At 59.0% G+C, this 23,580-nt stretch carries 20 protein-coding genes; 12 read left to right on the top strand and 8 right to left on the bottom strand.

Annotated features, from left to right (window positions below; translation table 11 throughout):
- Window position 1: 1 nt before the first annotated feature.
- From hflC to cfaB, 4 genes are all read left to right on the top strand, one after another.
- On the top strand, window positions 2–1,042 hold the full coding sequence (hflC, locus tag QRN48_RS00640) for a protease modulator HflC (protein WP_285348353.1): 1,041 nt from the start codon (window positions 2–4) through the stop codon (window positions 1,040–1,042).
- Window positions 1,039–2,106 (top strand): SPFH domain-containing protein, encoded by a 1,068-nt coding sequence (locus tag QRN48_RS00645; RefSeq protein ID WP_037016879.1) that lies wholly within the window; start codon window positions 1,039–1,041, stop codon window positions 2,104–2,106. The genes hflC and QRN48_RS00645 overlap by 4 nt, the downstream gene beginning before the upstream one ends.
- Window positions 2,103–4,052 carry a cation-translocating P-type ATPase gene (locus QRN48_RS00650; RefSeq protein WP_285348354.1) on the top strand — a complete coding sequence of 650 codons (1,950 nt, stop codon included), beginning with the start codon at window positions 2,103–2,105 and terminating at the stop codon, window positions 4,050–4,052. The genes QRN48_RS00645 and QRN48_RS00650 overlap by 4 nt, the downstream gene beginning before the upstream one ends.
- Window positions 4,053–4,319: 267 nt before the next feature.
- Window positions 4,320–5,504, top strand: a complete 1,185-nt coding sequence (gene cfaB, locus QRN48_RS00655; protein WP_285348355.1) for a C17 cyclopropane fatty acid synthase CfaB — start codon at window positions 4,320–4,322, stop codon at window positions 5,502–5,504.
- A gap of 116 nt (window positions 5,505–5,620) precedes the next feature.
- Here the strand turns inward: cfaB and cls are convergent, their stop codons facing one another.
- A complete protein-coding gene (gene cls, locus QRN48_RS00660; protein ID WP_285348356.1) occupies window positions 5,621–7,060 on the bottom strand; it encodes a cardiolipin synthase in 1,440 nt (479 codons plus the stop codon).
- Window positions 7,061–7,235: 175 nt separating this feature from the next.
- On the opposite strand from cls, the gene QRN48_RS00665 reads away from it, so the two are divergent.
- On the top strand, window positions 7,236–7,757 hold the full coding sequence (locus QRN48_RS00665) for a DUF3617 domain-containing protein (protein WP_285348357.1): 522 nt from the start codon (window positions 7,236–7,238) through the stop codon (window positions 7,755–7,757).
- 242 nt (window positions 7,758–7,999) lie between these two features.
- Window positions 8,000–9,238 (top strand): N-acetylmuramoyl-L-alanine amidase, encoded by a 1,239-nt coding sequence (locus tag QRN48_RS00670; protein ID WP_285348360.1) that lies wholly within the window; start codon window positions 8,000–8,002, stop codon window positions 9,236–9,238.
- Window positions 9,239–9,301: 63 nt separating this feature from the next.
- On the opposite strand, the gene QRN48_RS00675 is transcribed toward QRN48_RS00670, so the two are convergent.
- Window positions 9,302–9,691 (bottom strand): glutamine synthetase, encoded by a 390-nt coding sequence (locus QRN48_RS00675; RefSeq protein ID WP_497291834.1) that lies wholly within the window; start codon window positions 9,689–9,691, stop codon window positions 9,302–9,304.
- Between the two features lie 87 nt (window positions 9,692–9,778).
- On the opposite strand from QRN48_RS00675, the gene zigA reads away from it, so the two are divergent.
- Window positions 9,779–10,981: a zinc metallochaperone GTPase ZigA gene (zigA, locus tag QRN48_RS00680; RefSeq protein ID WP_191944203.1), complete on the top strand. Its 1,203-nt coding sequence runs from the start codon at window positions 9,779–9,781 to the stop codon at window positions 10,979–10,981.
- A gap of 19 nt (window positions 10,982–11,000) precedes the next feature.
- Here zigA and QRN48_RS00685 read toward each other — a convergent pair whose 3' ends face one another.
- Complete coding sequence (locus QRN48_RS00685) at window positions 11,001–11,372, bottom strand: hypothetical protein (RefSeq protein ID WP_037016857.1); 372 nt, start codon at window positions 11,370–11,372, stop codon at window positions 11,001–11,003.
- 51 nt (window positions 11,373–11,423) lie between these two features.
- On the opposite strand from QRN48_RS00685, the gene QRN48_RS00690 reads away from it, so the two are divergent.
- Window positions 11,424–12,386: a CobW family GTP-binding protein gene (locus tag QRN48_RS00690; RefSeq protein ID WP_191944294.1), complete on the top strand. Its 963-nt coding sequence runs from the start codon at window positions 11,424–11,426 to the stop codon at window positions 12,384–12,386.
- 20 nt (window positions 12,387–12,406) lie between these two features.
- On the opposite strand, the gene QRN48_RS00695 is transcribed toward QRN48_RS00690, so the two are convergent.
- The gene (locus QRN48_RS00695) at window positions 12,407–12,799 is read right to left on the bottom strand and encodes a DUF3301 domain-containing protein (RefSeq protein ID WP_191944202.1); all 393 of its coding nucleotides are present in this window, start codon (window positions 12,797–12,799) and stop codon (window positions 12,407–12,409) included.
- 134 nt (window positions 12,800–12,933) lie between these two features.
- Between QRN48_RS00695 and pdxY the strand changes: the two genes are divergently transcribed.
- Window positions 12,934–13,800: a pyridoxal kinase PdxY gene (gene pdxY / locus QRN48_RS00700; RefSeq protein ID WP_285348362.1), complete on the top strand. Its 867-nt coding sequence runs from the start codon at window positions 12,934–12,936 to the stop codon at window positions 13,798–13,800.
- 19 nt (window positions 13,801–13,819) lie between these two features.
- Here pdxY and QRN48_RS00705 read toward each other — a convergent pair whose 3' ends face one another.
- Window positions 13,820–14,305 (bottom strand): acyl-CoA thioesterase, encoded by a 486-nt coding sequence (locus QRN48_RS00705; RefSeq protein WP_037016851.1) that lies wholly within the window; start codon window positions 14,303–14,305, stop codon window positions 13,820–13,822.
- A 304-nt stretch (window positions 14,306–14,609) separates the two neighbouring features.
- On the opposite strand from QRN48_RS00705, the gene QRN48_RS00710 reads away from it, so the two are divergent.
- The gene (locus QRN48_RS00710) at window positions 14,610–16,364 is read left to right on the top strand and encodes a cation:proton antiporter (RefSeq protein WP_285348365.1); all 1,755 of its coding nucleotides are present in this window, start codon (window positions 14,610–14,612) and stop codon (window positions 16,362–16,364) included.
- Window positions 16,365–16,407: 43 nt separating this feature from the next.
- Here QRN48_RS00710 and QRN48_RS00715 read toward each other — a convergent pair whose 3' ends face one another.
- From QRN48_RS00715 to uvrD, 3 genes are all read right to left on the bottom strand, one after another.
- Window positions 16,408–16,815 carry an SMI1/KNR4 family protein gene (locus QRN48_RS00715; protein WP_191944199.1) on the bottom strand — a complete coding sequence of 136 codons (408 nt, stop codon included), beginning with the start codon at window positions 16,813–16,815 and terminating at the stop codon, window positions 16,408–16,410.
- A gap of 127 nt (window positions 16,816–16,942) precedes the next feature.
- Window positions 16,943–17,797, bottom strand: coding sequence for a Tim44 domain-containing protein (locus tag QRN48_RS00720; protein ID WP_037016843.1), 855 nt, complete (start codon window positions 17,795–17,797; stop codon window positions 16,943–16,945).
- A gap of 272 nt (window positions 17,798–18,069) precedes the next feature.
- The gene (gene uvrD, locus QRN48_RS00725; RefSeq protein ID WP_191944198.1) at window positions 18,070–20,253 is read right to left on the bottom strand and encodes a DNA helicase II; all 2,184 of its coding nucleotides are present in this window, start codon (window positions 20,251–20,253) and stop codon (window positions 18,070–18,072) included.
- 169 nt (window positions 20,254–20,422) lie between these two features.
- On the opposite strand from uvrD, the gene QRN48_RS00730 reads away from it, so the two are divergent.
- Together QRN48_RS00730 and hexR are read left to right on the top strand one after the other, a co-directional pair.
- Entirely contained in the window at window positions 20,423–22,489 is a 2,067-nt protein-coding gene (locus QRN48_RS00730; protein ID WP_285348368.1) for a putative bifunctional diguanylate cyclase/phosphodiesterase, read from the top strand.
- Window positions 22,490–22,606: 117 nt separating this feature from the next.
- Window positions 22,607–23,473 (top strand): transcriptional regulator HexR, encoded by an 867-nt coding sequence (gene hexR / locus QRN48_RS00735; protein ID WP_037016839.1) that lies wholly within the window; start codon window positions 22,607–22,609, stop codon window positions 23,471–23,473.
- Window positions 23,474–23,580 lie beyond the last annotated feature (107 nt).

Consider the following 23,580-nt stretch of genomic DNA (forward strand, 5'->3'; position numbering starts at 1 on the left):
ATTGAGTCTGTTTCATTCTCACGATCACCATGATCATTCCGGCCATGACCACGCAGGCCACGGCCACGCTGGCCACCATCACGGGCATCACCACGGCGATACCTCGGCGCCGGCAGGTTTCCCATGGCGTCGCGCCGGATTGGCGGCGGTGCTGATTGCTTTCGCGGTAGCAGCGGCGAGCCTGGTGCAGGTGCGTTCGGGTGAAGCCACTGTCATCACCCGTTTCGGTAACCCGGCCAGGGTGTTGCTCGACCCGGGCCTGAGCTGGCGCTGGCCCGCGCCGTTTGAAGGGGCGATTCCCGTCGACCTGCGCTTGCGGACCACTTCAAGTGGTTTGCAGGATGTCGGCACGCGCGATGGCCTGCGCATCATCGTTCAGGCGTACGTCGCCTGGCAGGTGCAGGGCGATCCTGACAACGTAAAGCGTTTCATGCGCGCCGTGCAGAACCAGCCGGACGAAGCGGCCAGGCAGATCAGAACATTTGTCGGTTCAGCACTGGAAACCACTGCTGCGAGCTTTGACCTGTCCAGCTTGATCAATACCGATGCGAATCAAGTGCGCATTGCCGATTTCGAAAACCAGCTGCGCCAGCAGATCGACAAACAGTTGCTGACGACTTACGGGGTCCGTGTCCTGCAAGTCGGTGTCGAACGCCTTACGCTGCCGTCGGTGACACTCAACGCGACGGTCGACCGCATGCGTGCCGAGCGCGAGACCATTGCCACCGAGCGTACGGCGATTGGCAAGCGGGAGGCAGCGCAGATTCGCTCGGCTGCGGAACGGGACGCGCGGATTGTCGAAGCCGACGCGACGGTGAAGGCGGCAGATATTGAGGCGCAGTCACGCGTTCAGGCCGCGCAGATATATGGCCGCGCCTACGCCGGTTCGCCGCAGCTGTACAACTTGCTGCGTTCGCTGGATACCCTCGGCACAGTGGTCGGGCCAAGCACCAAGCTCATTTTGCGCACCGATGCCGCCCCATTCCGCGTGCTGGTGGACGGGCCGCCAACACTGGACAGCAAGGCTGGAACGCAGCCATGACCGAGCATGACTCGGCGCCGGTCGAGCGGCCCGTTATCCAGAGTCCGTGGCTGCAGGCCAGTCGGCTGGCGTTTCTGGGGCTGTACGCCGTCACCTTGCTAGCGGCCGTGGGCTGGGCCGTCTCAAATGTCCGGGAGATCAATCCACAAGACCGCGCCGTGGTGTTTCGCTTCGGTGAACTGGATCGTGTGCAAAACGCCGGCTTGCTGCTGGCCTGGCCGCAACCGTTCGAGCAGGTGGTGCTGCTGCCTTCCGCCGATCGCGTAATTGAGCGCCACGTCGAAACCTTGTTGCGCTCGCCCACGGCGTTGGCCGCCGATAAGGTCACCAGCTTCGCAACACCGATGAGTGATGCGCTCGCTGGCTCCGGGTACCTGTTGACCGGCGATGCCGGTGTCGTGCAGCTCGATGTCACTGCCTATTACAAAGTGACGGACCCACGGGCCTTCGTGTTGCAAGGTGAGCACGTGCTGCCAGCCTTGGACCGTCTGGTTAACCGCAGCGCCGTAAGCCTCACTGCAGCCCGGGACCTGGATACCATTTTGGTCGCGCGTCCGGAGCTGATGGGCTCTGACAGCCAGTCGGCCGAGCGTCGTGAGCGTCTGCGCGGCGACTTGGTACAGGGTATCAATACACGGCTCGCCGAGTTGACGGCCACGCAGGTTGGTTTGGGGGTGGAGGTCGTCAGGGTCGACGTCCAATCGAGTCTACCGGCCGCTGCGGTCAATGCTTTCAATGCAGTGCTAACAGCCAGTCAGCAAGCCGATCAAGCCGTGGCGAATGCCCGCACTGACGCGGAAAAGCTCAACCAGACCGCTAACCAGCAAGCCGACAGAGTGCTCCAGGTAGCTCATGCCCAGGCATCCGAGCGGTTGGCCAAGGCGCAGACAGATACCGCTGCCGTGACAGGCCTGGCCCAATCCATCCAGAACAAAAGCGACCCCGGTCTCCTGCTGCGGATTTACCGCGAGCGCGTTCCGGTCATCCTCAAACAAGCAGGGTCGGTGACCACCGTCGACCCACGCGATGATTCCCGCCTGATCATTCAGGGAGCTGACAAATGAGTGGCGAAGCCGCGCACAACCATTCCCACGATCACGCCGCGCCTGTCGTACCGGGCAGCATGCTGACGGGCCGAGAGCAGCGCAGCGCTGCCCGTCAGTTGACCCTGGCAATGCTTGCCTTGGGGTTGCTGGCACTAGGTTTGGTCTGGCGATTCTTCGCGCCCGGGCAGGTAGGCGTCAGCCAATTGTTATTGGGCGCAGCTTCTCTTCTGGTGGCGATCCCGGTAGTCAGCGCGGGATGGCACAGCCTGCGCTACCCTAGCTTGCATGGCATCACCGATCAGCTGATTGCTTTGGCTATGCTGGGCGCCTGGGCAACGGGAGATTTGATGACCGCTGCACTACTGCCGATCATTATGATCTTCGGCCACGTGTTGGAGGAGCGCAGTGTCATCGGCTCTCAAGAGGCCATTCAGGCGCTGGGTCGTCTCACTCGCAGCCATGCGCGGCGGATCGACGAGGATGGATCAATCCGCGAAGTCGATAACGGCACGCTGGTGGCCGGTGATCGGGTTGAAGTCCGGGCTGGCGACCGTGTGCCGGCTGACGGACGAGTAATCTCCGGGCAGGCCAGTCTCGACACGGCGCCGATCACCGGAGAGTCAGTACCGCTGGAAGCGCGCGCCGGAATGGAAGTCTTCGGCGGTGCGATTAACCTTGATGGCTTGCTGCGCATCGAGGTGACACGTGTCGGTGACGAGTCGACGCTGGGCAAAGTCATCGCCCTGATGCAAAGCGCTGAACGCTCAAAACCGCCGATCACGCGCCTGCTCGAACGATACGCGGGCAGCTACATGGTACTGGTGCTGCTGATCGCGGCGGTGACATGGTTCATCACCAACAATGCCCAAGCGATGCTGGCTGTTCTGGTCGCCGCGTGCCCCTGCGCACTGGTGTTGTCTGCGCCGGCCACGGCCATCGCAGGCATTGCCGTCGCCGCCCGTCACGGGATTCTGATTCGCAGTTCTGCATTCCTCGAAGAACTGGCGGACCTTACCTCGCTGGTTGTCGACAAGACGGGGACGCTGACGTACGGCAGTCTGCGTTTACAGTCGGTGCAGGCAGAAGAGGGCGTGCACGATGAGGTGCTCGCGTTGGCGGCAAGTCTGGGCTCAGCCAGCAGTCATCCGGTGAGTCGCGCGTTGGCGAATCTGGTGGAGAAGGATCACCTGCTGGCGCTGGATGACATTCGCGAGCGCCAGGGCCTGGGTGTTGTCGCGCAAACGGCGCGGGGTGAAGCGGCGTTGGGTCGCCCCGAACTGTTCGCGCAGTTGGGCATTGTGACCTCACCGGTTCCGGATCACGACGGCCCCATTGCAGGCCTTGCCGTTAATGGCCATTTCATCGCCTGGCTGCTTCTGGCTGACAGCCTCAAACCGGAGGCCCGTCAAGCGCTGAGCGAGTTACGCGAGCTGGGCATGGGGCGACAATTGTTGCTGACGGGAGACCGCCAAAGCGTAGCGGATAGCCTGGGCAAGGAGGTGGGCATCAGCGACATTCACGCTCAGGCCTTGCCGGAAGACAAACTCAACCGGGTCATGAGCGAAATCAAAAAAGGCTTTCGTCCGATGGTCGTCGGGGACGGCATCAACGATTCTCTGGCACTCAAAGCCGGGGTGGTCGGTGTTGCGATGGGGGCGGGCGGAGCCGACATCGCCTTGGCCTCTGCTGACATCGTGCTGATTGGCAGCGACTTGCGCCGCCTGGGCACCTGCGTGCGACTGAGCCGACAGTGCCGGCACACGTTGCAGGTCAATGTCATCATCGGGTTGGGCTGGACGCTGGCCATTGTCGCAATGGCGGCGTTCGGCGTTCTGGGCGCAGCAGGAGCGATGATTGCCGCGGTGCTGCATAACCTCAGTACACTCCTTGTGCTCGGTAACGCGGGCCGGCTGCTTCGCTTTCATGAGCCCATCGCGAAATTTCATAGTGCTTTAAAGCCCTGATAATCCGAAGATTTCGCTGAAACTACCGCTTTAGAGCGCTTCGCTAAGTATTAAAATTTGCTTGAGCTTTGTAGATCTCTGTTACAAATTATATTCAGTCTTGTCAGGGTGCTCCATTTGCAGGCGTCACGTTGGCTCGAATTCTGGGGCACAGGGTAGTACCCGTTGTAGATTCGTCGCTGTCCATCATGCTGAATGCCTGAGACTCCCGAGTTGGAGTCGGTTATGGACTGCCCTTTTCCTGTAGCTGGATAAGGGGGATTTCATATGCTTGCGCAACTTCCACCGGCGTTAAAAAACCTGCATTTGCCGCTTCGTCTGCGTCTGTGGGACGGCAACGAGCTTGAGTTGGGCAGTGACCCCTCCGTTACGATTCTGGTGAAAGACCCATCGTTGGTCTCCGACTTCACCCATCCAAGCCTGGACTTGCTGGGCAGTGCTTTTGTGGAGGGTCGACTTGAGCTGGAGGGTTCTATCAGCGAGGTGGTACGCGTCTGCGATGAACTGACAAAAGCGCTCGGCGATGAGGATGACAATAATCCTCCAGCGCGGACTGAACACGATAAGGCCACCGACGCTGCGTCGATCTCCTACCACTACGACCTTTCCAATGACTTCTACCAGCTGTGGCTGGACCGGGACATGGTCTATTCCTGCGCCTATTTCAAGACTGGCACTGAAACACTGGATCAAGCGCAACAAGACAAGTTTCACCACCTGTGCCGCAAGTTGCGTCTGAAACCGGGTGAGTACCTCTTGGATGTGGGCTGCGGCTGGGGAGGCCTGGCACGCTTCGCAGCTCGCGAATACGGGGTCAGGGTCTTTGGCATCACCTTGAGTCGCGAGCAACTCGCGCTGGCGCAGGAGCGAGTCCGTGCCGAGGGTCTGCAGGACAGGGTCGACCTGCAACTGCTGGACTACCGCGACCTGCCCAAGGATGGCCGTTTCGATAAGGTCGTCAGCGTTGGCATGTTTGAGCACGTCGGCCATGCCAACCTGGAGCTGTATGCCAAATGCCTGTTCGACGCGGTGAAGGAGGGTGGCCTGGTGATGAACCACGGCATTACCGCCAAGCACACCGATGGTCGCCCCGTCGGGCGAGGCGCTGGTGATTTCATCGACCGTTACGTGTTTCCCAATGGAGAGCTCCCGCACCTGTCGATGATCAGCGGATTCGTCAGCGAAGCGGGTTTGGAAGTGGTCGATGTCGAAAGTCTTCGTCTGCACTACGCGAAGACTCTGGAGCACTGGAGCGCTCGCCTGGAGGAGAAACTCGACATCGCGGCTGCGATGGTGCCGGAGCAGGCGCTACGGATATTCAGGCTTTATCTGGCGGGGTGCGCTTATGCGTTTTCCAAGGGCTGGATCAATCTTCACCAGATCCTGGCGGTCAAGCCGCGTGCCGACGGCAGCCATGATTTGCCCATGACGCGCGACGACTTATACCTGTAAGCAACTGAGCCTCGTGCGCGGGAGGCTTGGCACGGGGCTCATTTGGCATTCGTCCCAAGCCAACCCAGCGATGCTCTGGGGGTGAGAATGGCCACGCGATCCTGTCGACGGGATATTCACAGGATGGGCGAAATCAGCCTCGCCACTCTCATGCCCAGTTGCTGAAGGTGATGGGTCTCTTTGCTTTCTTCGCTGGAAATCTCGTGGGACAAGGCGAAGTCATCAATCAGCATGTTCTCGACCTCACGCGCGAAGTCCTCATCCACGGTGAGGAGCATGAGTTCGAAGTTGAGCCGAAACGAGCGATTGTCCAGGTTCGCACTGCCGATAGCCGAGATCGCACTGTCGACCAGCACAACCTTTTGGTGAAGAAACCCGGGCTTGTAGCGAAAGATACGAACCCCTGCACGCACTGCTTCAAACGCGAACAGGCTCGAGGCGGCATACACCGTGTAGTGATCAGGCCGCGATGGCAGCAGCAGACGCACGTCTACGCCCCGTAATACGGCCAGACGCAACGCGGCTGAGACGGCTTCATCGGGGATGAAATACGGTGTGGTGATCCACACGCGTTCGGTCGCTGCGTGGATGGCCTCAACGAAAAACAGAGAGCAGGTTTCCTGCGCATCGGCAGGGCCGCTTGCGAGCAGTTGGCAGAGAACCCCGTCTTCCGGGTAGCTGTCCGGCAAGATCAGCGGCGGCAGTTCTCGGGTTGCCCAAAACCAGTCTTCGGCGAATGACTCTTGCAGGCACGCCACAACGGGGCCGACGACAGCCACGTGAGTATCACGCCAAGGTGCGAGCGGTGGCTTGAGTCCGAGGTATTCGTCGCCGACATTGTGCCCTCCGACGAAGCCCTTCATTCCGTCTACCACTACGATCTTGCGGTGGTTGCGGAAGTTGATCTGAAAGCGAGTCAGCCAGCCGCCTCTGGTGGCGAATGCTTTGATCCGGACGCCACCGGCGCGTAGCTCATCGATGTAACGCGCCGGCAGTGCATGGCTCCCGATTCGATCATAGAGCACATAAATCGCGACGCCCGCTGCTGCACGTTCGAGTAACAACGCCTGCAGGCGACGTCCCAAGTCATCGTCATGAATGATGAAAAACTGAACGAAGACGACCTGGCGTGCGCTCTTTATGGCCTCGAAGATCGCGCTGAACGTTTCGTCACCATTGATCAGCAGCTTGACTTCATTGTTTGCCAGACAGGGCATTCGCCCCAACTTCGGCATCGCGCGCAGTGAGCGATAGGCATCCGATCTTCGAGCGGCTACGGCCTCTTCAATCCAGGGCTTCCAGTTGAAATCGGCGATCGCCGTGCGCATTTCGGTGTTCGCCTGACGTCGCGCCTTGATGTAGGCGTCGAACGTGCTTCTGCCGAACACCAAGTAAGGAATCAGCGCGACATAAGGGATAAAAATGAGCGGCATTGCCCAGGCAATCGAGCCCTGAGCCGTTCGAACGGTGAGTAAGGCGTGGATTGCTGCGACAATGCCCAACAGGTGCGTGAAACCGATCAAATAGCCAAAGAAATACGGGCTGTGGTAATCCATGCGCAACCTTGTGCCAGACGCGTGATGAGTGTCTAACAGACCACACCGCACCGAGATTGTCGCTATTTTATTGAGGCTGCAACTGGCTACCGTATCCACCGTCTAATCGTCATTACATTAAGAGCCGCAAGGGCTTCGTCCAATCTTCCCTAGAAACTCACAAGGAACCCGATCCATGAAAAAGCGCGTACTTGCGTTGATGGTTTGTCTGACTGCTCCCCTCGCTCAGGCGCAAGTCCTGCAACCGGGTCTGTGGGAATTGAGCTCCAGCAACATGCAGGTGGACGGACAGCAGATGCCTGATCTGCAGGTGATGCTTTCCCAGTTGCAAATGATGGCGCCGCAGCAACGAGCGGCCATGGAACAAATGCTGGAAAAACAAGGCGTCACTCTGGGCGGAAAAGGCGTGCGTATTTGCCTGACGCAAGAGCAGGTCAAGAATGAGCAAATCCCGCTCACCGACCCTAAGTCCGGCTGTACCCAGCAAGTCACTGACCGCACCGGCAACACCTGGAAATTCAAATTTAGCTGCCCGCGAGCTCAGGGCACAGGCACCGCCCAGTTCCTGAGTGACCGGGAGTTTAATACGCATGTGATTGGGTCCTTCAACGCAACGGGCCAGCAGCAAAATGGCAGCATGGACACCCGTGCGGTATGGCTTGGCCAGCAATGCGGAACGGTCAAACCGAGAACCTGACCGTATCTGCACGACCTCCACGCCTCGTTCCTCGGGGCGTTCTTTTTTGTCCTCCATCACCTGTGTTCCACGTGGAACACCTTCGTGTTACCTATGAGGTGAACGGGTTTAGTCATTGATCCCGCTGGCTAAAGCCGCTTCCGAACTTATAGAAAGCTTCATCTTCAGCCGACATCCCGCCTGTTACATTATAACCAACTGCCCTCTTCGAGCCGGGATGCTCTTTTCCATCGGAACGTGCCATGCACCGACGTCAAATGCTGCTAAATATGATTTTGGCCAGCGCCGCTTTTGCGCTTCCGTTTTCTGTGAATGCAACTCAAATCCGTAACGCACGCCTGTGGCGCTCCGATAGCAAGCTAAGACTTGTGTTCGATCTAAGCGGCCCGGTGCAGTACAAGACTTTTACGCTCAGCGCGCCTGAGCGAATCATCATCGACGTCAGCGGCGCGCATCTTGAAGGCGACTTCAGTCAGTTGGCGCTGGAAAATACGCCCATAAAATCCATCCGCTCCGGGCATTTTGGGGACAGTGGTACACGTATCGTTCTGGACCTGACGTCGCCTGTGCAGCTCAACAGTTTCTTGTTGGGGCCAGAAGGTTCGCAAGGCAACCGGCTCGTTCTGGATCTGGGCCACGATGCGCTTGCTCGCGCTCCAGTACAGCTAGCCGCAGTGGCACCGCTGGTTAAGGAGCCGCAGGGGCCACTCGCGGCGAGGGACCGCTCAAAGCGCGACATCATGGTGGTTGTAGACGCAGGCCATGGCGGCAAGGATCCGGGGGCTGTCGGCTCCAGAGGTGAGCGTGAGAAAGACGTCGTGCTGTCCATCGCGCAGTTGCTGGCCAAGCGCCTGAAGCGCGAAAAAGGTTTCGATGTGCGTTTGGTCCGTAACGATGACTTCTTCGTGCCACTGCGCAAGCGCGTTGATATTGCGCGTAAATACAACGCGGACATGTTCATCTCGGTCCATGCCGATGCGGCGCCCCGGCTTACCGCCTCCGGTGCATCCGTGTTTGCGTTGTCGGAAAACGGCGCTACCTCTGCGACAGCCCGTTTCATGGCCCAGCGCGAGAACGGCGCTGACCTGATCGGAGCCACCAGCCTGCTTAATCTGAAGGACAAAGATCCAATGCTGGCCGGGGTGATTCTCTACATGTCGATGAACGCGACCATTGCGGCAAGTCTTGAGTTGGGCCACACCGTATTGGGGAGTCTGGAGGGCGTTACCACGCTGCATCAAAAGCGCGTGGAACAGGCCGGCTTCGCGGTTCTGAAGTCCCCCGACGTGCCGTCGATTCTGGTCGAGACCGGCTTCATCTCCAACAGCCGCGACAGCCAGCGTCTGGTCACCGCACGACATCAACAAGCCGTAGCGGACGGGTTATTCGACGGGATGAAGCGTTACTTTGAACGTAATCCTCCCGCAGGGTCCTACGTCGCATGGCAACAAAAGCAGAGGGCGGACGAGGCGGCAGTTTGATGCTGATGCAGTCTGGCAGGCAGCCTGGCAAATGAGGTCGCCTGCCAAACTCATCACCCACCCTTAATGGCAGCCCGTTACGCGGTCGCACGTGATTCTGGTTTTGTCTCCGCTCGAGCTGGACACTCGGCTAATCGTAGTCCAGCCCACTTTCTGCACGTACCCCACCCATGCCTCACCGTCAGACGCCAGCCCGGTAAAAAACGTCAGCGATCCGTAACGGCTGTTGGTCTGCGCCCACGTGCGTCGCTGGATGCTTTCGTAACCGCGCACATACATCGTTTTCCCTGCAGACGCCACGCTGTAGCGGTTTCCCTGCACATCGACGCAGGTCAACAGCGTTGCACTGCGTGTGCATTGGGCTCTGTCCAGCCTGGGCGATGGCGGCATGGCAAACACCGGTGCGCTCATTAGCAGTAAACACACAGGCCAGAAACGAAATAACCGAGCCATCTGCGGCCTCAAAAAAGATTAGCGTAAGTGCATCGTTATACTATAACGTAAAGATTCATCGCAGTTGCATACCCTTTGTGAGACCTCATGAACCGTCTTCCCGTTACCGTCCTGTCCGGCTTTCTTGGCGCAGGCAAGAGCACGCTGTTGAACCACATTCTGCGCAATCGTGAGGATCTTCGGGTTGCCGTTATCGTCAATGACATGAGTGACATCAATATTGACGGCGGCGAGGTGCAGCGGGATGTCAGCCTCAATCGCGCAGAGGAAAAGCTTGTTGAGATGAGCAATGGCTGCATCTGCTGCACCTTGCGCGAAGACCTGCTGGAGGAGGTGAGCCGACTTGCCCATGAGGGCAGATTCGACTATTTGCTGATCGAGTCCACCGGCATCTCCGAGCCCCTTCCAGTGGCCGAAACATTCACCTTTTGCGATGAGCAGGGCCGAAGCCTGAGCGATGTAGCGCGTCTGGATACTATGGTCACGGTGGTTGATGGCCTGAACTTCCTGCAGGATTTCAACGCGGCAGAAAACCTGAGTACCCGTGGCCAGACGTTGGGCGAGGATGATGATCGCGCCATTACTGACCTGCTGATCGAACAGATCGAGTTTGCCGACGTCATCCTCATCAGCAAGATCGACCTGATCAGCTCAGCCGATCGGCAAGAGCTCATGGCCATTTTGCGCCGCCTCAATAGCGAGGCAGACATTCTGCCGATGGTCATGGGTGCCGTCCCGTTGGGCAAAATCATCGACACCGGCCGTTTTGATTTCGAGCGAGCAGCTCAGGCGCCAGGCTGGCTCAAGGAGCTACGCGGCGAGCACACACCAGAAAGCGAAGAGTACGGGATCGCATCAAGGACTTATCGAGCGCGTCGGCCCTTCCACCCGCAACGCTTTTTCGACCTGCTGAACGCACCATGGGAAAACGGACGACTGTTACGCTCCAAAGGCTCGTTCTGGCTCGCGAACAAGCATGAGGATGCCGGTAGCTGGTCCCAGGCCGGCGGCTTGATGCGGCACGGGTTTGCCGGCCGCTGGTGGCGGTTCGTGCCCAAGGCACAGTGGCCGGCTGACGACGAAGACATCCGGGCGATCATGAAGAGTTGGGACGGCGAAACAGGCGATTGCCGGCAGGAGTTGGTGTTCATCGGTCAGAACATCGACTTTGCCCGACTGGCCGCCGCACTGGATGATTGTCTGCTCACCGACGCCGAGCTGGCACTTGGCGTCGCAGGCTGGCGCTCAATGCCAGATCCGTTCGGCGACTGGTACCACGACGCGGCATAGCAGGGCGGGTTAGCTGAGGTCAGTGCGCCTTCCAGACGCCTTTGCTTTGCTGCTCGCAGAACGGCTTGAGAAACGCTGCATCGCTGGCCACGCCGTAATAGTGAATGTTTTGCCGATAAGGCATATTGGCGACCTGCGCATTGCTGCATTCACCAAATGAGCCGGCTGGGCATTGTTCCGAGTAGGTGACGTCGGTTTTCTGATCCTTGAGCTGGGGTTTGCAAAAGCCATCGTGGAACAAGTCTGGGGGAATATTGATATTTTCCTGGCAGACTTTGACGTCCACTCGCTCGCCCTGGCTATGCACGACGCACGATTCGGCCCAGGCGCCGGTGGCCGTCAGTGTCGAAAGCAACCATGCCAGCCGCATGGGCAGCCAGTTTGCGCGCATCCTCTATCTCCGTCAGCGCTCATCTCGGGAGCGATGTTAAACATGGCCAACCTGCTGCAGAACATCCCCACTCATGTCATCGCCGGCCCGCTGGGCGCTGGCAAGACAAGCCTGATCAGGCATCTTTTGAGGCACAAGCCCAGGCACGAGCGCTGGGCTGTCCTGATCAATGAGTTCGGCCAGATTGGCCTGGATGCTGCGCTGTTGACGACCGCCGAAGATGGTATCGCACTTGGGGAAGTGGCTGGCGGCTGTCTGTGCTGCGTCAACGGTGTACCGTTCCAGGTGGGTCTCGGACGTCTGTTGCGCAAGAGCAGACCTGATCGCCTGCTCATTGAGCCCTCCGGGCTAGGGCATCCGCTTCAGTTGATCAAGCAGTTGCACGCTGCGCCCTGGGCCGGTGTTCTGGCGGTTCAATCCAGTGTCATGGTGCTGGATGCCCAGGCGCTGACCAGCGGCACGGTGCTGCCCGACACCCAGCAGGAAGCATTGATGCACGCAGGCCTGCTGCTGCTGAACAAGTCCGCCGGGCTAAATGGTGCAGAGCGGCGGGCAGTCACCGCCGCGCTACCTGACTGCGCGTTGCACTGGACCGACCACGGTGTTTTGCCTCTGGATTTATTGCCAGGGATCAACGTTCAGGCCCAGATGGGCGCAGACGATCCTGCACTACCCAATTCTCTGGCAGCAATGCCCGGAGCATGGCCCGACGCGATGGCGCCGGTCTGCTTGATCCAGCAGCAGGCCGAAGGCTGGAGCATAGGCTGGCGCTGGCACCCTGAGCGCGTATTTGATGCCTCACAGGTACATGCCTGGTTACGGTCTTTGGGCTGGCGGCGTGCAAAAATGGTTATCCACAGCGAACGGGGATGGGTCTCAAGCAACGCTCTGAGTGGAGACGATTTAAGCTGGACGCCTAGCGAGTGGCGCAAAGACTCACGTCTTGAGCTGATCTTCGACTGTCCTCAGGATGAGGCGGCGTTGCAGCGGGCGATGGCGGCCTGCATGGTGTAAAACGGGTTATCCACAGCTGTTCACTGCTTCCACTTATTGTGCTCCTGCCGCCACTGGCTCAGCTGAATGATCTCGGCGGTTGGCTTGCGGTCCTTGATTTCGAACGGGTAGGGCGCCAGTTCGATCTGCGCCGCATGGGCACCGAACATAGTGATCGTGCCCGGATGACGATGCTCGCCAGTCACGGTGAACTCGAAGTTGTAGACCCGCGCCAAACGCTTGCGGCCCTCGTTGTCTCGCTTGAAGGTCACTCGCTTCAGCGCCACGTTGCCATCGAGCAACTCGAGGTCAAGCTTGGCACAATGCTGCTTGACCCTTTCGAGCGCCCGCTCCCGCAGGCCGTGGGCGTGCCACAGCCAAGCGGCGCCGCTCGCCAACAGCATCAGCACGAAAATGTTGCCCAGTGTCAGCATGGAAATGAGACTCCAACAGAATGCCTGCAGCTTAACTGCGTCGAGTGACAGACAGCCATAGCCCGAAAGTTTAATTTCGCTTCACTTCGACCGGCATCGCCACTACTGTGCTTTCCCGGTCTCAGGAACCTGTCATGAAACGTTCGCCCCATCTACTCGCCATCCAGTCGCATGTCGTATTTGGTCACGCGGGGAACAGCGCAGCCGTGTTCCCTATGCAGCGTATCGGCATTAATGTCTGGCCGTTGAATACCGTTCAGTTCTCCAACCACACGCAGTATGGCCAGTGGGCGGGCGAAGTGCTGGCGCCGCAGCAAATCCCGGCGTTGGTCCAAGGCATTGCCGCGATTGGCGAACTGGGCAATTGCGACGCGGTGTTGTCCGGGTACCTGGGGAGCGCCGCGCAGGGGCGAGCGATTTTAACCGCCGTTGCGCAAATCAAACGCGCCAACCCTCGCGCGCTGTACCTGTGTGACCCGGTGATGGGGCACCCGGAAAAGGGCTGCATCGTGCCGCAGGAGGTCAGCGATTTCCTGCTTGATGAAGCCGCGGCGGTTGCTGATTTCCTCTGCCCTAACCAGCTTGAGCTGGACAGCTTCTCGGGTCGCCAACCCGACTCGCTGGCTGACTGCCTCGGCATGGCGCGTGCGCTACTTGCCCGAGGCCCCAAGGCGGTTGTGGTCAAGCACTTGGCTTACCCGGGCAAGCCTGCGGACGGCTTTGAAATGCTGCTGGTCACTGCAGACGAGAGCTGGCACCTGCGCCGGCCGCTTCTGGCATTTCCGCGACAGCCGGTTGGGGTGGGCGATTTAACTTCGGGCTTGTTCCTATCCAGAGTTCTGCTGGGTGACGACCTGCGCAGCGCGTTTGAATTTGCAGCCTCGGCGGTGCACGAGGTGTTGCTGGAAACCCAGGCCTGCGGCAGCTACGAGCTGGAGCTGGTGCGCGCGCAGGACCGAATCGCCCATCCGCGCGTCAGGTTCGAGGCGGTCCGGCTGTAAGCCGAAACCCGGCGCTGAGTTAAACCGGCTCATCCTTGATTTCACGATAACGCTTCTCCAGTTCCTGACGGATCTGGCGGCGTTGTTGTGCCTGCACGTAACGACGCTTGTCTTCGCTGTTGGTGGGCGACAATGGCGGTACGCTGGCCGGTTTGCGCTGGTCATCCACCGCCACCATGGTGAAAAAGCAGCTGTTGGTATGACGAACCGAGCGCTCGCGGATGTTTTCAGTCACGACCTTAATGCCCACTTCCATGGACGTGTTGCCGGTGTAGTTGACCGATGCCAGAAAGGTCACAAGCTCGCCGACATGAATAGGCTCACGGAAAATCACCTGGTCTACGGACAGCGTTACCACATAGCGGCCTGCATACCGGCTCGCACATGCGTAGGCAACTTCGTCTAGGTACTTCAGCAGCGTCCCGCCGTGAACGTTGCCAGAGAAGTTGGCCATGTCCGGGGTCATCAATACAGTCATCGACAGCTGGGCGTTTCCGGGTTCCATAGCGTGCTCACGGTTCAAAAGGTCAGAAGGCACCTTGCTCAGGTGCTCGAATGCAGATTGGCAGCAAATCCATCCATACCGGGACGCCGACGACTGCTCTGCCGTCACGCCCGTTCCCATCTGTTTCCATATATTGCACCGGCTTTATCCGGTTTTGTGCGGTGTTAACCTGCGAAAGCCCCCGGATGGGCTAAATCCTGCGTACCAGTCAGATTTTTCGAGCCTTGTTGGCGATATTTCGTACGGCATTTGTATCGATTGACGGGTACGCGCATTGAATCGCTTGTCAGCAGGAGCCGCGCGTATGCATGCCATCAGCTTCATTCAGGATCTGGCTGTGATCATGCTCGTGGCCGGCGTTGTAACGGTAGTGTTTCATCGACTCAAGCAGCCCGTGGTTCTCGGCTACATCGTTGCTGGCTTCATCATCGGCCCGCATACCCCGCCATTCGGCCTCATTCACGATGAGCAAACCATCAAGACCCTCGCCGAACTGGGCGTGATTTTTTTGATGTTTTGCCTGGGCCTGGAATTCAGCCTTCGCAAGCTGTTCAAGGTGGGGGCAACGGCGTTCATCGCCGCGTTTCTCGAAATCACCCTGATGATCTGGATCGGCTACGAAATCGGGCAGTTCTTCGGTTGGAACACTATGGACTCGCTGTTCCTCGGCGCTATTCTGGCCATTTCGTCCACTACTATCATCGTTAAGGCCCTGAATGACCTGAAGATGAAAAACCAGCGTTTTGCTCAGTTGATCTTCGGGGTGCTGATTGTCGAAGACATTCTGGGGATCGGGATCATCGCGCTGCTGTCGGGTATCGCCGTGAGTGGCTCAGTCAGCTCCGGAGAGGTGTTTTCCACCGTCGGCAAACTGTCGTTGTTCATGATCGTCGCGCTGGTTATCGGCATTCTGGTCGTCCCGCGCCTGCTGGCATACGTCGCAAAATTTGAAAGCAACGAAATGCTATTGGTCACGGTACTGGGTCTGTGTTTCGGGTTTTGTCTGCTGGTGGTGAAGCTTGAGTACAGCATGGTGCTGGGCGCTTTTCTGATCGGGGCGATCATGGCTGAGTCCAGGCAGCTGGCGAAGATTGAGCATCTCGTCGAGCCCATCCGTGACATGTTCAGTGCGATCTTCTTTGTTGCGATTGGCTTGATGATCGATCCGAAAATCCTGCTGGATTACGCGTGGCCCATCGCGGTGATCACCGTCGCGGTGGTGATGGGGAAGATGATCTCCTGCGGCCTCGGTGCTTTCATTGCGGGAAACGACGGCAAAACATCGTTAAGGGTAGGCATGGGTCTGTCGCAGATCGGCGAATTCTCTTTCATCATCGCAGCGCTGGGGATGACGCTGCAGGTCACGAGCGACTTTCTCTACCCCGTTGCGGTGGCGGTGTCCGCGATCACGACATTACTCACGCCTTACCTCATCCGCGCCGCGGATCCTCTGTCGCACACGCTGGGCGCCGTCGTTCCCGAAAGGTTGGCCCGGGTTTTCGGTATGTATGGAGAATGGTTGCGCAGTATTCAGCCTCGAGGGGAAGGCGCGCTGTTGGCAGCGATGGTCCGAAAAATCCTGCTGCAGGTCGGCATCAATCTGGCATTGGTTATCGCGATATTTTTTACCGGGGCGTTCTTCGCCGAGCGCATCGGCGTTTACTTCAGCGATTGGGTGAGTGATGTCGGTCAGCAAAAGGCCTGGATCTGGGGCGCGTCTTTGCTGCTGTCACTTCCGTTTCTGATCGCTGCCTATCGGAAGCTCAAAGCGCTTTCGATGCTTCTGGCAGAGCTGAGCGTGAAGCCGGAAATGGCTGGCAGGCACACAGCACGTGTCCGCCGGGTGATCGCTGAAGTGATCCCCTTGCTTTCATTGATGGTGATTTTCCTGCTGATCGCACTGCTGTCATCCAGCATGCTGCCGACGCGCGAGTGGCTAGTGCTGATCGTCATCGTGGCGACCATCGTATCCGCCGTATTGTGGCGCTGGTTTATTCGGGTTCACACGCGAATGCAGGTCGCGTTACTGGAAACCCTGGGCAATCACCCGGAGCCTTGAGGCGCGAGCCCCAAGTCCGATATTCGGGACAGCAGGTCGCGTTTCAGCTTTCCAGCCAGACGTCCCGCGCCCAGTGCCAGACAGATTCCCAACTGTCTTCGGTGACGATTTCTTCCTCGCCCGACCACAGCACCACGGTGCCGTCTTCTTCGACGCAGTAGTAATCCTCACCGTCCTGGCACAGCGGGATCAATTCACGGGGAACGCCGATGTCCCAAGCAGTTGCTGCCACTTCCGGGAGATAGGTGTGTGAGCCTGGATCGGTCACGGTGACCGGTTCAAGGCTGCCGTAGACCACATCGCTGACGGTCAGCAAGAACTCCTTGAAGACAAACGGGATGTTGATGAACAGCTGCTCTTCAATCTCGACCAGTTGGTCTTCGTCAGGCAGCTCGAGCGGGACAGGAACCGGTTCATTGGCTTCACGGAGTTGTTCGATGACTTCTTCCACGACGTGGATCCTCTAACGATTTGCGCGGGTTATACAGCAGCTTAAAGACAACGCCAAATTAACTCGGCTTCTATAAAAACAGAACCCCGGAACAAGTCCGGGGTTCATTTGCAGCTGCTCAGTGGTATCAGCCGTTTTGGCGGATACCTGCAACCAGCCAAGGCTGGTTGTCGCCCTGGGCGCGTTCCATGTTCCAGCTTTCGCTGAACACTTCGCCCTGGTCGAAGCGCGATGTTTTCGACACACCGGCAAAGGTCAGCGTGGCGATGGTTTTGTCGGCGCGATCATCCAGACCGTCGAGCTGCACAGTGAGGTTGTCGATGTAGGTCGACTGGAAGCCTTCACCCAGATCTGCACGCTCTTTTTTCAGGAACTGCAGCATCTGTGGGGTCACGAACTCGGAGATCTTGTCCATCTCGTTCGCGTCCCAGTGCTGTTGCAACGACTGGAAGTGGCTGCGCGCCGCCTCAAGAAAGCGTTCTTCATTGAACCAGGCCGGAGCGTTGATTACCGGACGGGCTGTTGCTGCAGATGCAGAGCCGCCAAACATCGAGTTCTGTGCAGGTTGTGGTTGTTCAAAGGCTTCACGCTGGAACGGAGCGCCAGCAGGGGCCATTTGTGGTTGCTGTTTACGTCGACGTGCCGCGATGAAGCGGAAGATCACGAACGCAATGATCGCCATGATCAGGATGTCGAAGAACTGCATGCCCTCAAAGCCACCGCCCATGAACATGGAGGCCAGGAGGCCACCGGCGGCGAGACCGGCCAATGGGCCCAGCCATTTGGAAGCACCGCCCGCAGCAGGCGCGGGACGGCCGGCGGCGTTGGGTGCTGCGGCAGGAGCAGAAGGAGCTGTTTGGCGCGCCTGGTGACTTGGCGCCGAGCCCATGCTCTTGCCACCACCGAAGCGCGCAGCATTGACATCGAGGCTCATGGTGAGCCCGATGATCATTGCCAAAGCGATGCTAAGAAAACGTTGCATAAGGGAATTCCCGTTTGTGGATTGCACGCGCGCCATGTTGCACAGGACAAGTGGGTATGACCAGCAGCCATATGTTTCCGGCTTTTGCGTGGAGCTTCATCATGCCCATCCGACTTGGGTCGTAGGCAGGTGGAGAAAGTTCTGTAGGAAGGATGGGGGGCGGTTGTGGGAATGCAAGAGCAGCACCGAGGCGACGTCCCGACGGACGCACCCGAATCGAGGCAGCTGTGCCAGAGACTTCCCTGATCCCGGCACGCTGTATCAAAGGCCGATCAGACGGGCTCCAGCTTTGCGTACCCCAGCATTAACCACTTGCTGCCTTCAGAAAAGTTTACCTGCACCCGCGCCTGCGCCCCGGAACCTTCGAAGTTCAGGATAACGCCCTCACCGAACACAGCGTGCTGCACGTGCTGACCGAGCGAGAACTGGCTCTGCGGGATGTTTTCGCCGTCGAACAAGCGACTCGGAGCCATCGTCTTCGAGCCGCCGAACGGACGCGTCACGCTGTTGGACAGCCGCACTTCCTGGATAAGGTTGGGCGGCACCTCGCGCACGAAACGCGAAACCTTGTTGTAGGTTTCGCTTCCATACAGGCGTCGGGTCTCCGCGTAAGTCATTACCAGGTGCTGCATGGCCCGGGTAATACCCACATATGCAAGACGGCGTTCCTCTTCAAGGCGACCAGGTTCTTCCAGGCTCATCTTGTGCGGAAACAGGCCTTCTTCCATGCCGACCAGGAACACATATGGAAACTCCAGGCCTTTGGCGCTGTGGAGCGTCATCAACTGGATGCTGTCTTCGTGCTCATCGGCCTGGGTGTCACCGGCCTCCAGTGAAGCGTGACCCAGGAAGGCTGCCAGGGGCGTCAGGTCTTCCTCTTCTTCACTGTTCTCGAATGCGCGCGCAGCGCTGACCAGTTCCTCAAGGTTTTCCACCCGGGCCTGGCCTTTCTCGCCTTTCTCTTCCTTGTGATAGGTGATCAGGCCGGACTGTTCGATGACCGTCTGGGTCATCAAGTGCAGTGGCATGTCAGCAGCTTTGGCGGCGAGATTTTCAATGAGCTCGATAAAGGCGCCCAGTGCGCCTGCTGCGCGACCGGCCAAGCCTTTATTGGCGACGAGCAAACGCATCGCCTCCCACATCGACACGTGGGAGTGACGCGCATGCTCGCGAATCGCTTCGACGGTTTTTTCGCCGATTCCGCGGGGCGGCACGTTGATCACCCGCTCCAGCGCTGAATCATTACCGCGGCCGTCCAGCAAGCGCAGATACGCCATGGCGTTTTTGATCTCGGCGCGCTCGAAGAACCGTTGGCCGCCGTAAATACGGTATGGAATGCGCTCGCGCAGCAACGCCTCTTCGAGCACTCGCGACTGGGCGTTGGAGCGATAGAGAATGGCGATGTCGCTGCGCGCGAGGCCGGTCTTGATCGCGCTTTCGATGGTCTCGACCACGTAACGCGCTTCATCATGTTCGTTGAAAGCGGCATAAAGGCTGATCAGCTCACCGTCGCCGACGTCCGTCCACAACTCTTTGCCCAATCGGCCGCTGTTGTTGACGATCAGACCGTTGGCCGCCTTCAGGATGCTCGCAGTGGAGCGATAATTCTGCTCCAGGCGAATGGTCTCGGTGTCGGGAAAGTCATCGGAATACTGGTGAATATTCTCGATTTTTGCGCCGCGCCAACCGTAGATGGACTGATCGTCATCGCCGACGACCATCAGGCTGTCGCCGCCCTGAGCGAGCAAACGCAGCCAGGCATACTGAACGGCGTTGGTGTCCTGAAATTCGTCCACCAGGACGTGACGGAAACGCCGCTGATAATGCGCAAGCAGACCAGGGTTGTCGCGCCACAGGTCGAGCGCACGCAGCAGCAGCTCCGAGAAGTCGATTACGCCGGCCCGCTGACAGGCAGCCTCGTAAGCCTCGTACACCGACTTCATGGTGGCCAGGAACAGATCGCCGCCCGCCTGAATATGTTTTGGCCGCAGCCCTTCATCTTTCTGGCCGTTGATAAACCACTGTGCCTGCCGTGCCGGCCAGCGTTGCTCATCCAGATTCAGCTCGCGCATGACCCGTTTGACCAGACGCTGCTGGTCGTCGCTGTCGAGGATCTGGAAGCTCTGGCTCAGACCCGCTTCTTGCCAGTGAGCCCGCAGCAGGCGATGGGCCAGGCCGTGAAACGTGCCGACCCACATGCCGGCCGGGTTGATGCCCATCAGCTGTTCGATGCGATGGCGCATCTCGGCAGCGGCCTTGTTGGTGAACGTCACCGACAGAATCGAATGCGGCGAGGCGTTCTCGACCTGAATCAACCAGGCGATACGGTGCACCAGCACACGGGTTTTGCCGGAACCAGCGCCGGCCAGGACCAACTGACGACCCACGGAGGCAGCTACAGCCTGGCGTTGGGCATCGTTGAGGGAGTTAAGCAGAAGAGAGAGATCATCGCGCATCGAGGCATTCTAGGGTGCTGTGAGGGCGTGGGCAAACCCTAACGCTGGCCGGTCATGCTGTTGAGCGTTGTATCGGCCCGTACGCCGATTTCAAGGATGACTGTTTGGTCTCGCCGCTCCCTTGTGTATCCTCCGCGAACGTTCAAGGCCACCAATTATAAGAATCGCCATGACCCCCAGCTCCGAAGCCCCGGCAGACTCCCTGGCGACACGACGTGTCATCAGCAGGCAGTTTGCAACCCAGCTTGCCGTCGAGCGCACCCGTCTTCTCTATCAAGGCTCATTGCTGCCGACGCTTTTCATGTTCATCAACGGTTTGCTCTGCGCGTGGTTGCTCTGGAGTCCGGAGCGATATGTGTTGGTTGCCGTGTGGCTGGGATGGCTGTCGGTCCTGGTGTCCTTGCGCGTGCTTCAGGTTGCGGCATTCAGGTCGGCGTCGCTTGAGCGACGCTCGCAGCCGCTCTGGAATCGAATGTTTCTGGCTGGCGCCTGTGTAAGTGGCTTCACGCTGTCCACTGCTGCGCTCGTGTTGGTGCCAGCGCCAAGCCTGGCTCAGCAAGCGTGGTTGTTCGGCCTGCTCGGCGCAGCCACGCTGTCGGCCAGCGTGGCCTACGCGGTGAGCATCCCCGCATTCCTGACCTTCACGTTGCCCTGCCTGCTGCCGCCCATTGTTTATCTGTTCCTGGCAGGCGACCCACACCTTCACGGATGGGGATGGCTGGGATTGATCCTGTTATTGGCGCTGATTGTCGTGGCCGGTCAGGTCAATCGATTGATCGAGCGTGGTTTGATCCGCCGATTCCAGAACGTCGCCCTGATCGAGCACCTTCAGCAGGCCCAGGCCAGAAGTGACGAGCTCAACCGTGAGCTGACGCGCCAATATGAAGAGCGCACGCGCTACCTGACTCATTACGACGAGCTGACGGGCCTGGCCAACCGGGCACTGTTTAACGAACGATTGCGTGAGGCCAATCAGCGGGCACGTCAGGGTGGGCGCACATTGGCCCTGCTGCATATCAACCTGGATCGGTTCAAGTTGCTCAACGCCAGCCTGGGTCACGACATCGCCGACCAATTGCTGCGCCTCGTCGCCCGTCGGCTGAATGCCCAAGTGGCAGGGGCCGATACGGTGGCGCGCTTGTCCGCAGACGAGTTCGCCGTGCTCTTCGACAGCCACGGCAACCTGACCACCCTGGCGCGTATTACGACGCGTCTGCTCGCCAAGCTGCGCTCGCCGGTATCGGTCTCGGGCCATGAACTGGTCGTTAGCGCCTCCATAGGGATCGCTTTGCTGCCGGGTTCCGCCCGGGACATATCCGCGCTGGTCAGCCAGGCACACATGGCAATGCAGCACGCCAAGCATCTGGGTGGCGATAACTTTCAGTTTTTCAGCGACAGCCTTGAGGCCCACACCCCCGGTCGGCTGGAGCTGGAAATTCAACTGCGCCGAGCGATTGCAGAAGGGCAACTGGAGGTTTTTTACCAGCCCAAGCTGGAGCTCCACAGCGGACGCCTGAACTCAGCGGAAGCGCTGGTGCGGTGGCGTCACCCAGAGCGTGGTCTGATCTCTCCCGGGGAGTTCATCGGCTTGGCCGAAGAGACCGGGTTGATCGCCAATATTGGAGAGTTTGTGCTGCGAAATGCCTGTCATCAGGCCTGCGAATGGCAGCGTAAAGGGTTCGCTGCCATCAGGGTGTCGGTCAACCTGTCGGTGCATCAGATGCGCCAGGGCAAGTTAGTCAGTCTGGTGCGGCAGGTGCTCGAAGAAACAGGGCTTGCGCCCGAATACCTCGAGCTTGAGTTGACCGAGAGTCAGCTGCTTGAAAGTGTCGAGCACATCATCACCACGTTTCAGCAGTTGCGTGCCCTCGGCGTGAAGTTGGCCATCGACGACTTCGGCACCGGTTATTCCTCGTTGAGTTATCTGAAACGTTTCCCGGTGCACTACGTGAAGATCGACCAGGCCTTTATCCGCGGTTTGAATGAGGGTGCCGAAGACGCAGCCATTACGAAGGCGATTATTGCGATGGCCCACAGTCTGGACCTCAAGGTGGTGGCCGAAGGTGTGGAGGACTGCGAGCAACTGGAATTCTTGCGGACCCACGGTTGCGATGAAGTACAAGGCTACTTGATCAGTCGGCCGGTGGAGGCGGACGTCATGGGTGAAATCCTGCGCAGTCGGCTGACTGAAGCCTGGAGTCCCGTACGAAAAGCCCTACACTATAAAGCGACCTGACCCTCAACCAGGATCGGCCAACCTCGGCGAGATCGTTTAGCTGTGCGGTTTGCAGGTCATGTAGTATAACTACAAGAAAGCTACAGCCCGGCCCATCCTTCACTTGAGTCCTGCCCTTTGAATCTGTTGCAGCACATCGCCCAGTCACGCCATCTCTTGCGCAAGTCGGAGTTGAAAGTAGCCGACCACGTGCTGCTCGATCCGGCGGCCGTGATGCACAGCTCCATGGCCGATCTGGCCCATGCAGTCGGCATCAGCGAGCCGACCATCGTGCGTTTTTGCCGTGCTATTGGCTGTACCGGTTTTCAGGACCTGAAGCTCAAGCTTGCGCAGAGCCTTGCCGCTGGTGCCAGCTTCGGCCAGTTCGCCATTCACGAAGACGACTCGGTCGCTGATTACAGCCTGAAGATTTTCGATACCACTCTGCACACGCTGATGGAAGTACGCGAGAAGCTCGACCCTCATGCGCTGCAGGCGGCGGTGACGGTAATGGCAGCCGCACACAGGGTCGAGTTCTACGGGTTCGGGGCCTCTGGCGCGGTCGCCGCAGACGCTCAGCACAAGTTCTTTCGGTTACTCCTGACGGCAGCGTCCTACTCTGATCCGCACATGCAGGCAATGTCGGCGGTCACGCTCAAGCCCACAGACGTTGCTGTGTGCATCTCGCAATCCGGGCGCTCGAAAGACCTGCTGATCACCGCCAATCTGGTGCGTGAAAGCGGCGCCAATCTGATCACTCTGTGCCCTAGCCAGACGCCCCTGGCCGAGTTGTCCACGGTCAACCTCGCGATTGACGTGCACGAAGACACCGAAATCTACACGCCTCTCACCTCGCGAATCGCGCATCTGGTGGTCATTGATGTCCTGGCGATGGGCGTGGCAATGGCGCGCGGGCCTAGCCTGGTCAATCACCTGAAAAGCGTGAAGCGCAGCTTGCGCAGCCTGCGGTTGTCGCCCAAGTCGATCAAGTCGTCCGAGGACTGAGTCAACGCCTGCCCAGCGTTGAAACATTCACCAAGCTGTAACGCTTCCGACGCCTGATCGTCACCGCTCGACGCCACTCTGTACTCCCGCACACGAATGGGAGACAG

The organism is Pseudomonas sp. ME-P-057 (assembly GCF_030208975.1).
In the GTDB taxonomy this organism is placed as follows: domain Bacteria; phylum Pseudomonadota; class Gammaproteobacteria; order Pseudomonadales; family Pseudomonadaceae; genus Aquipseudomonas; species Aquipseudomonas lutea.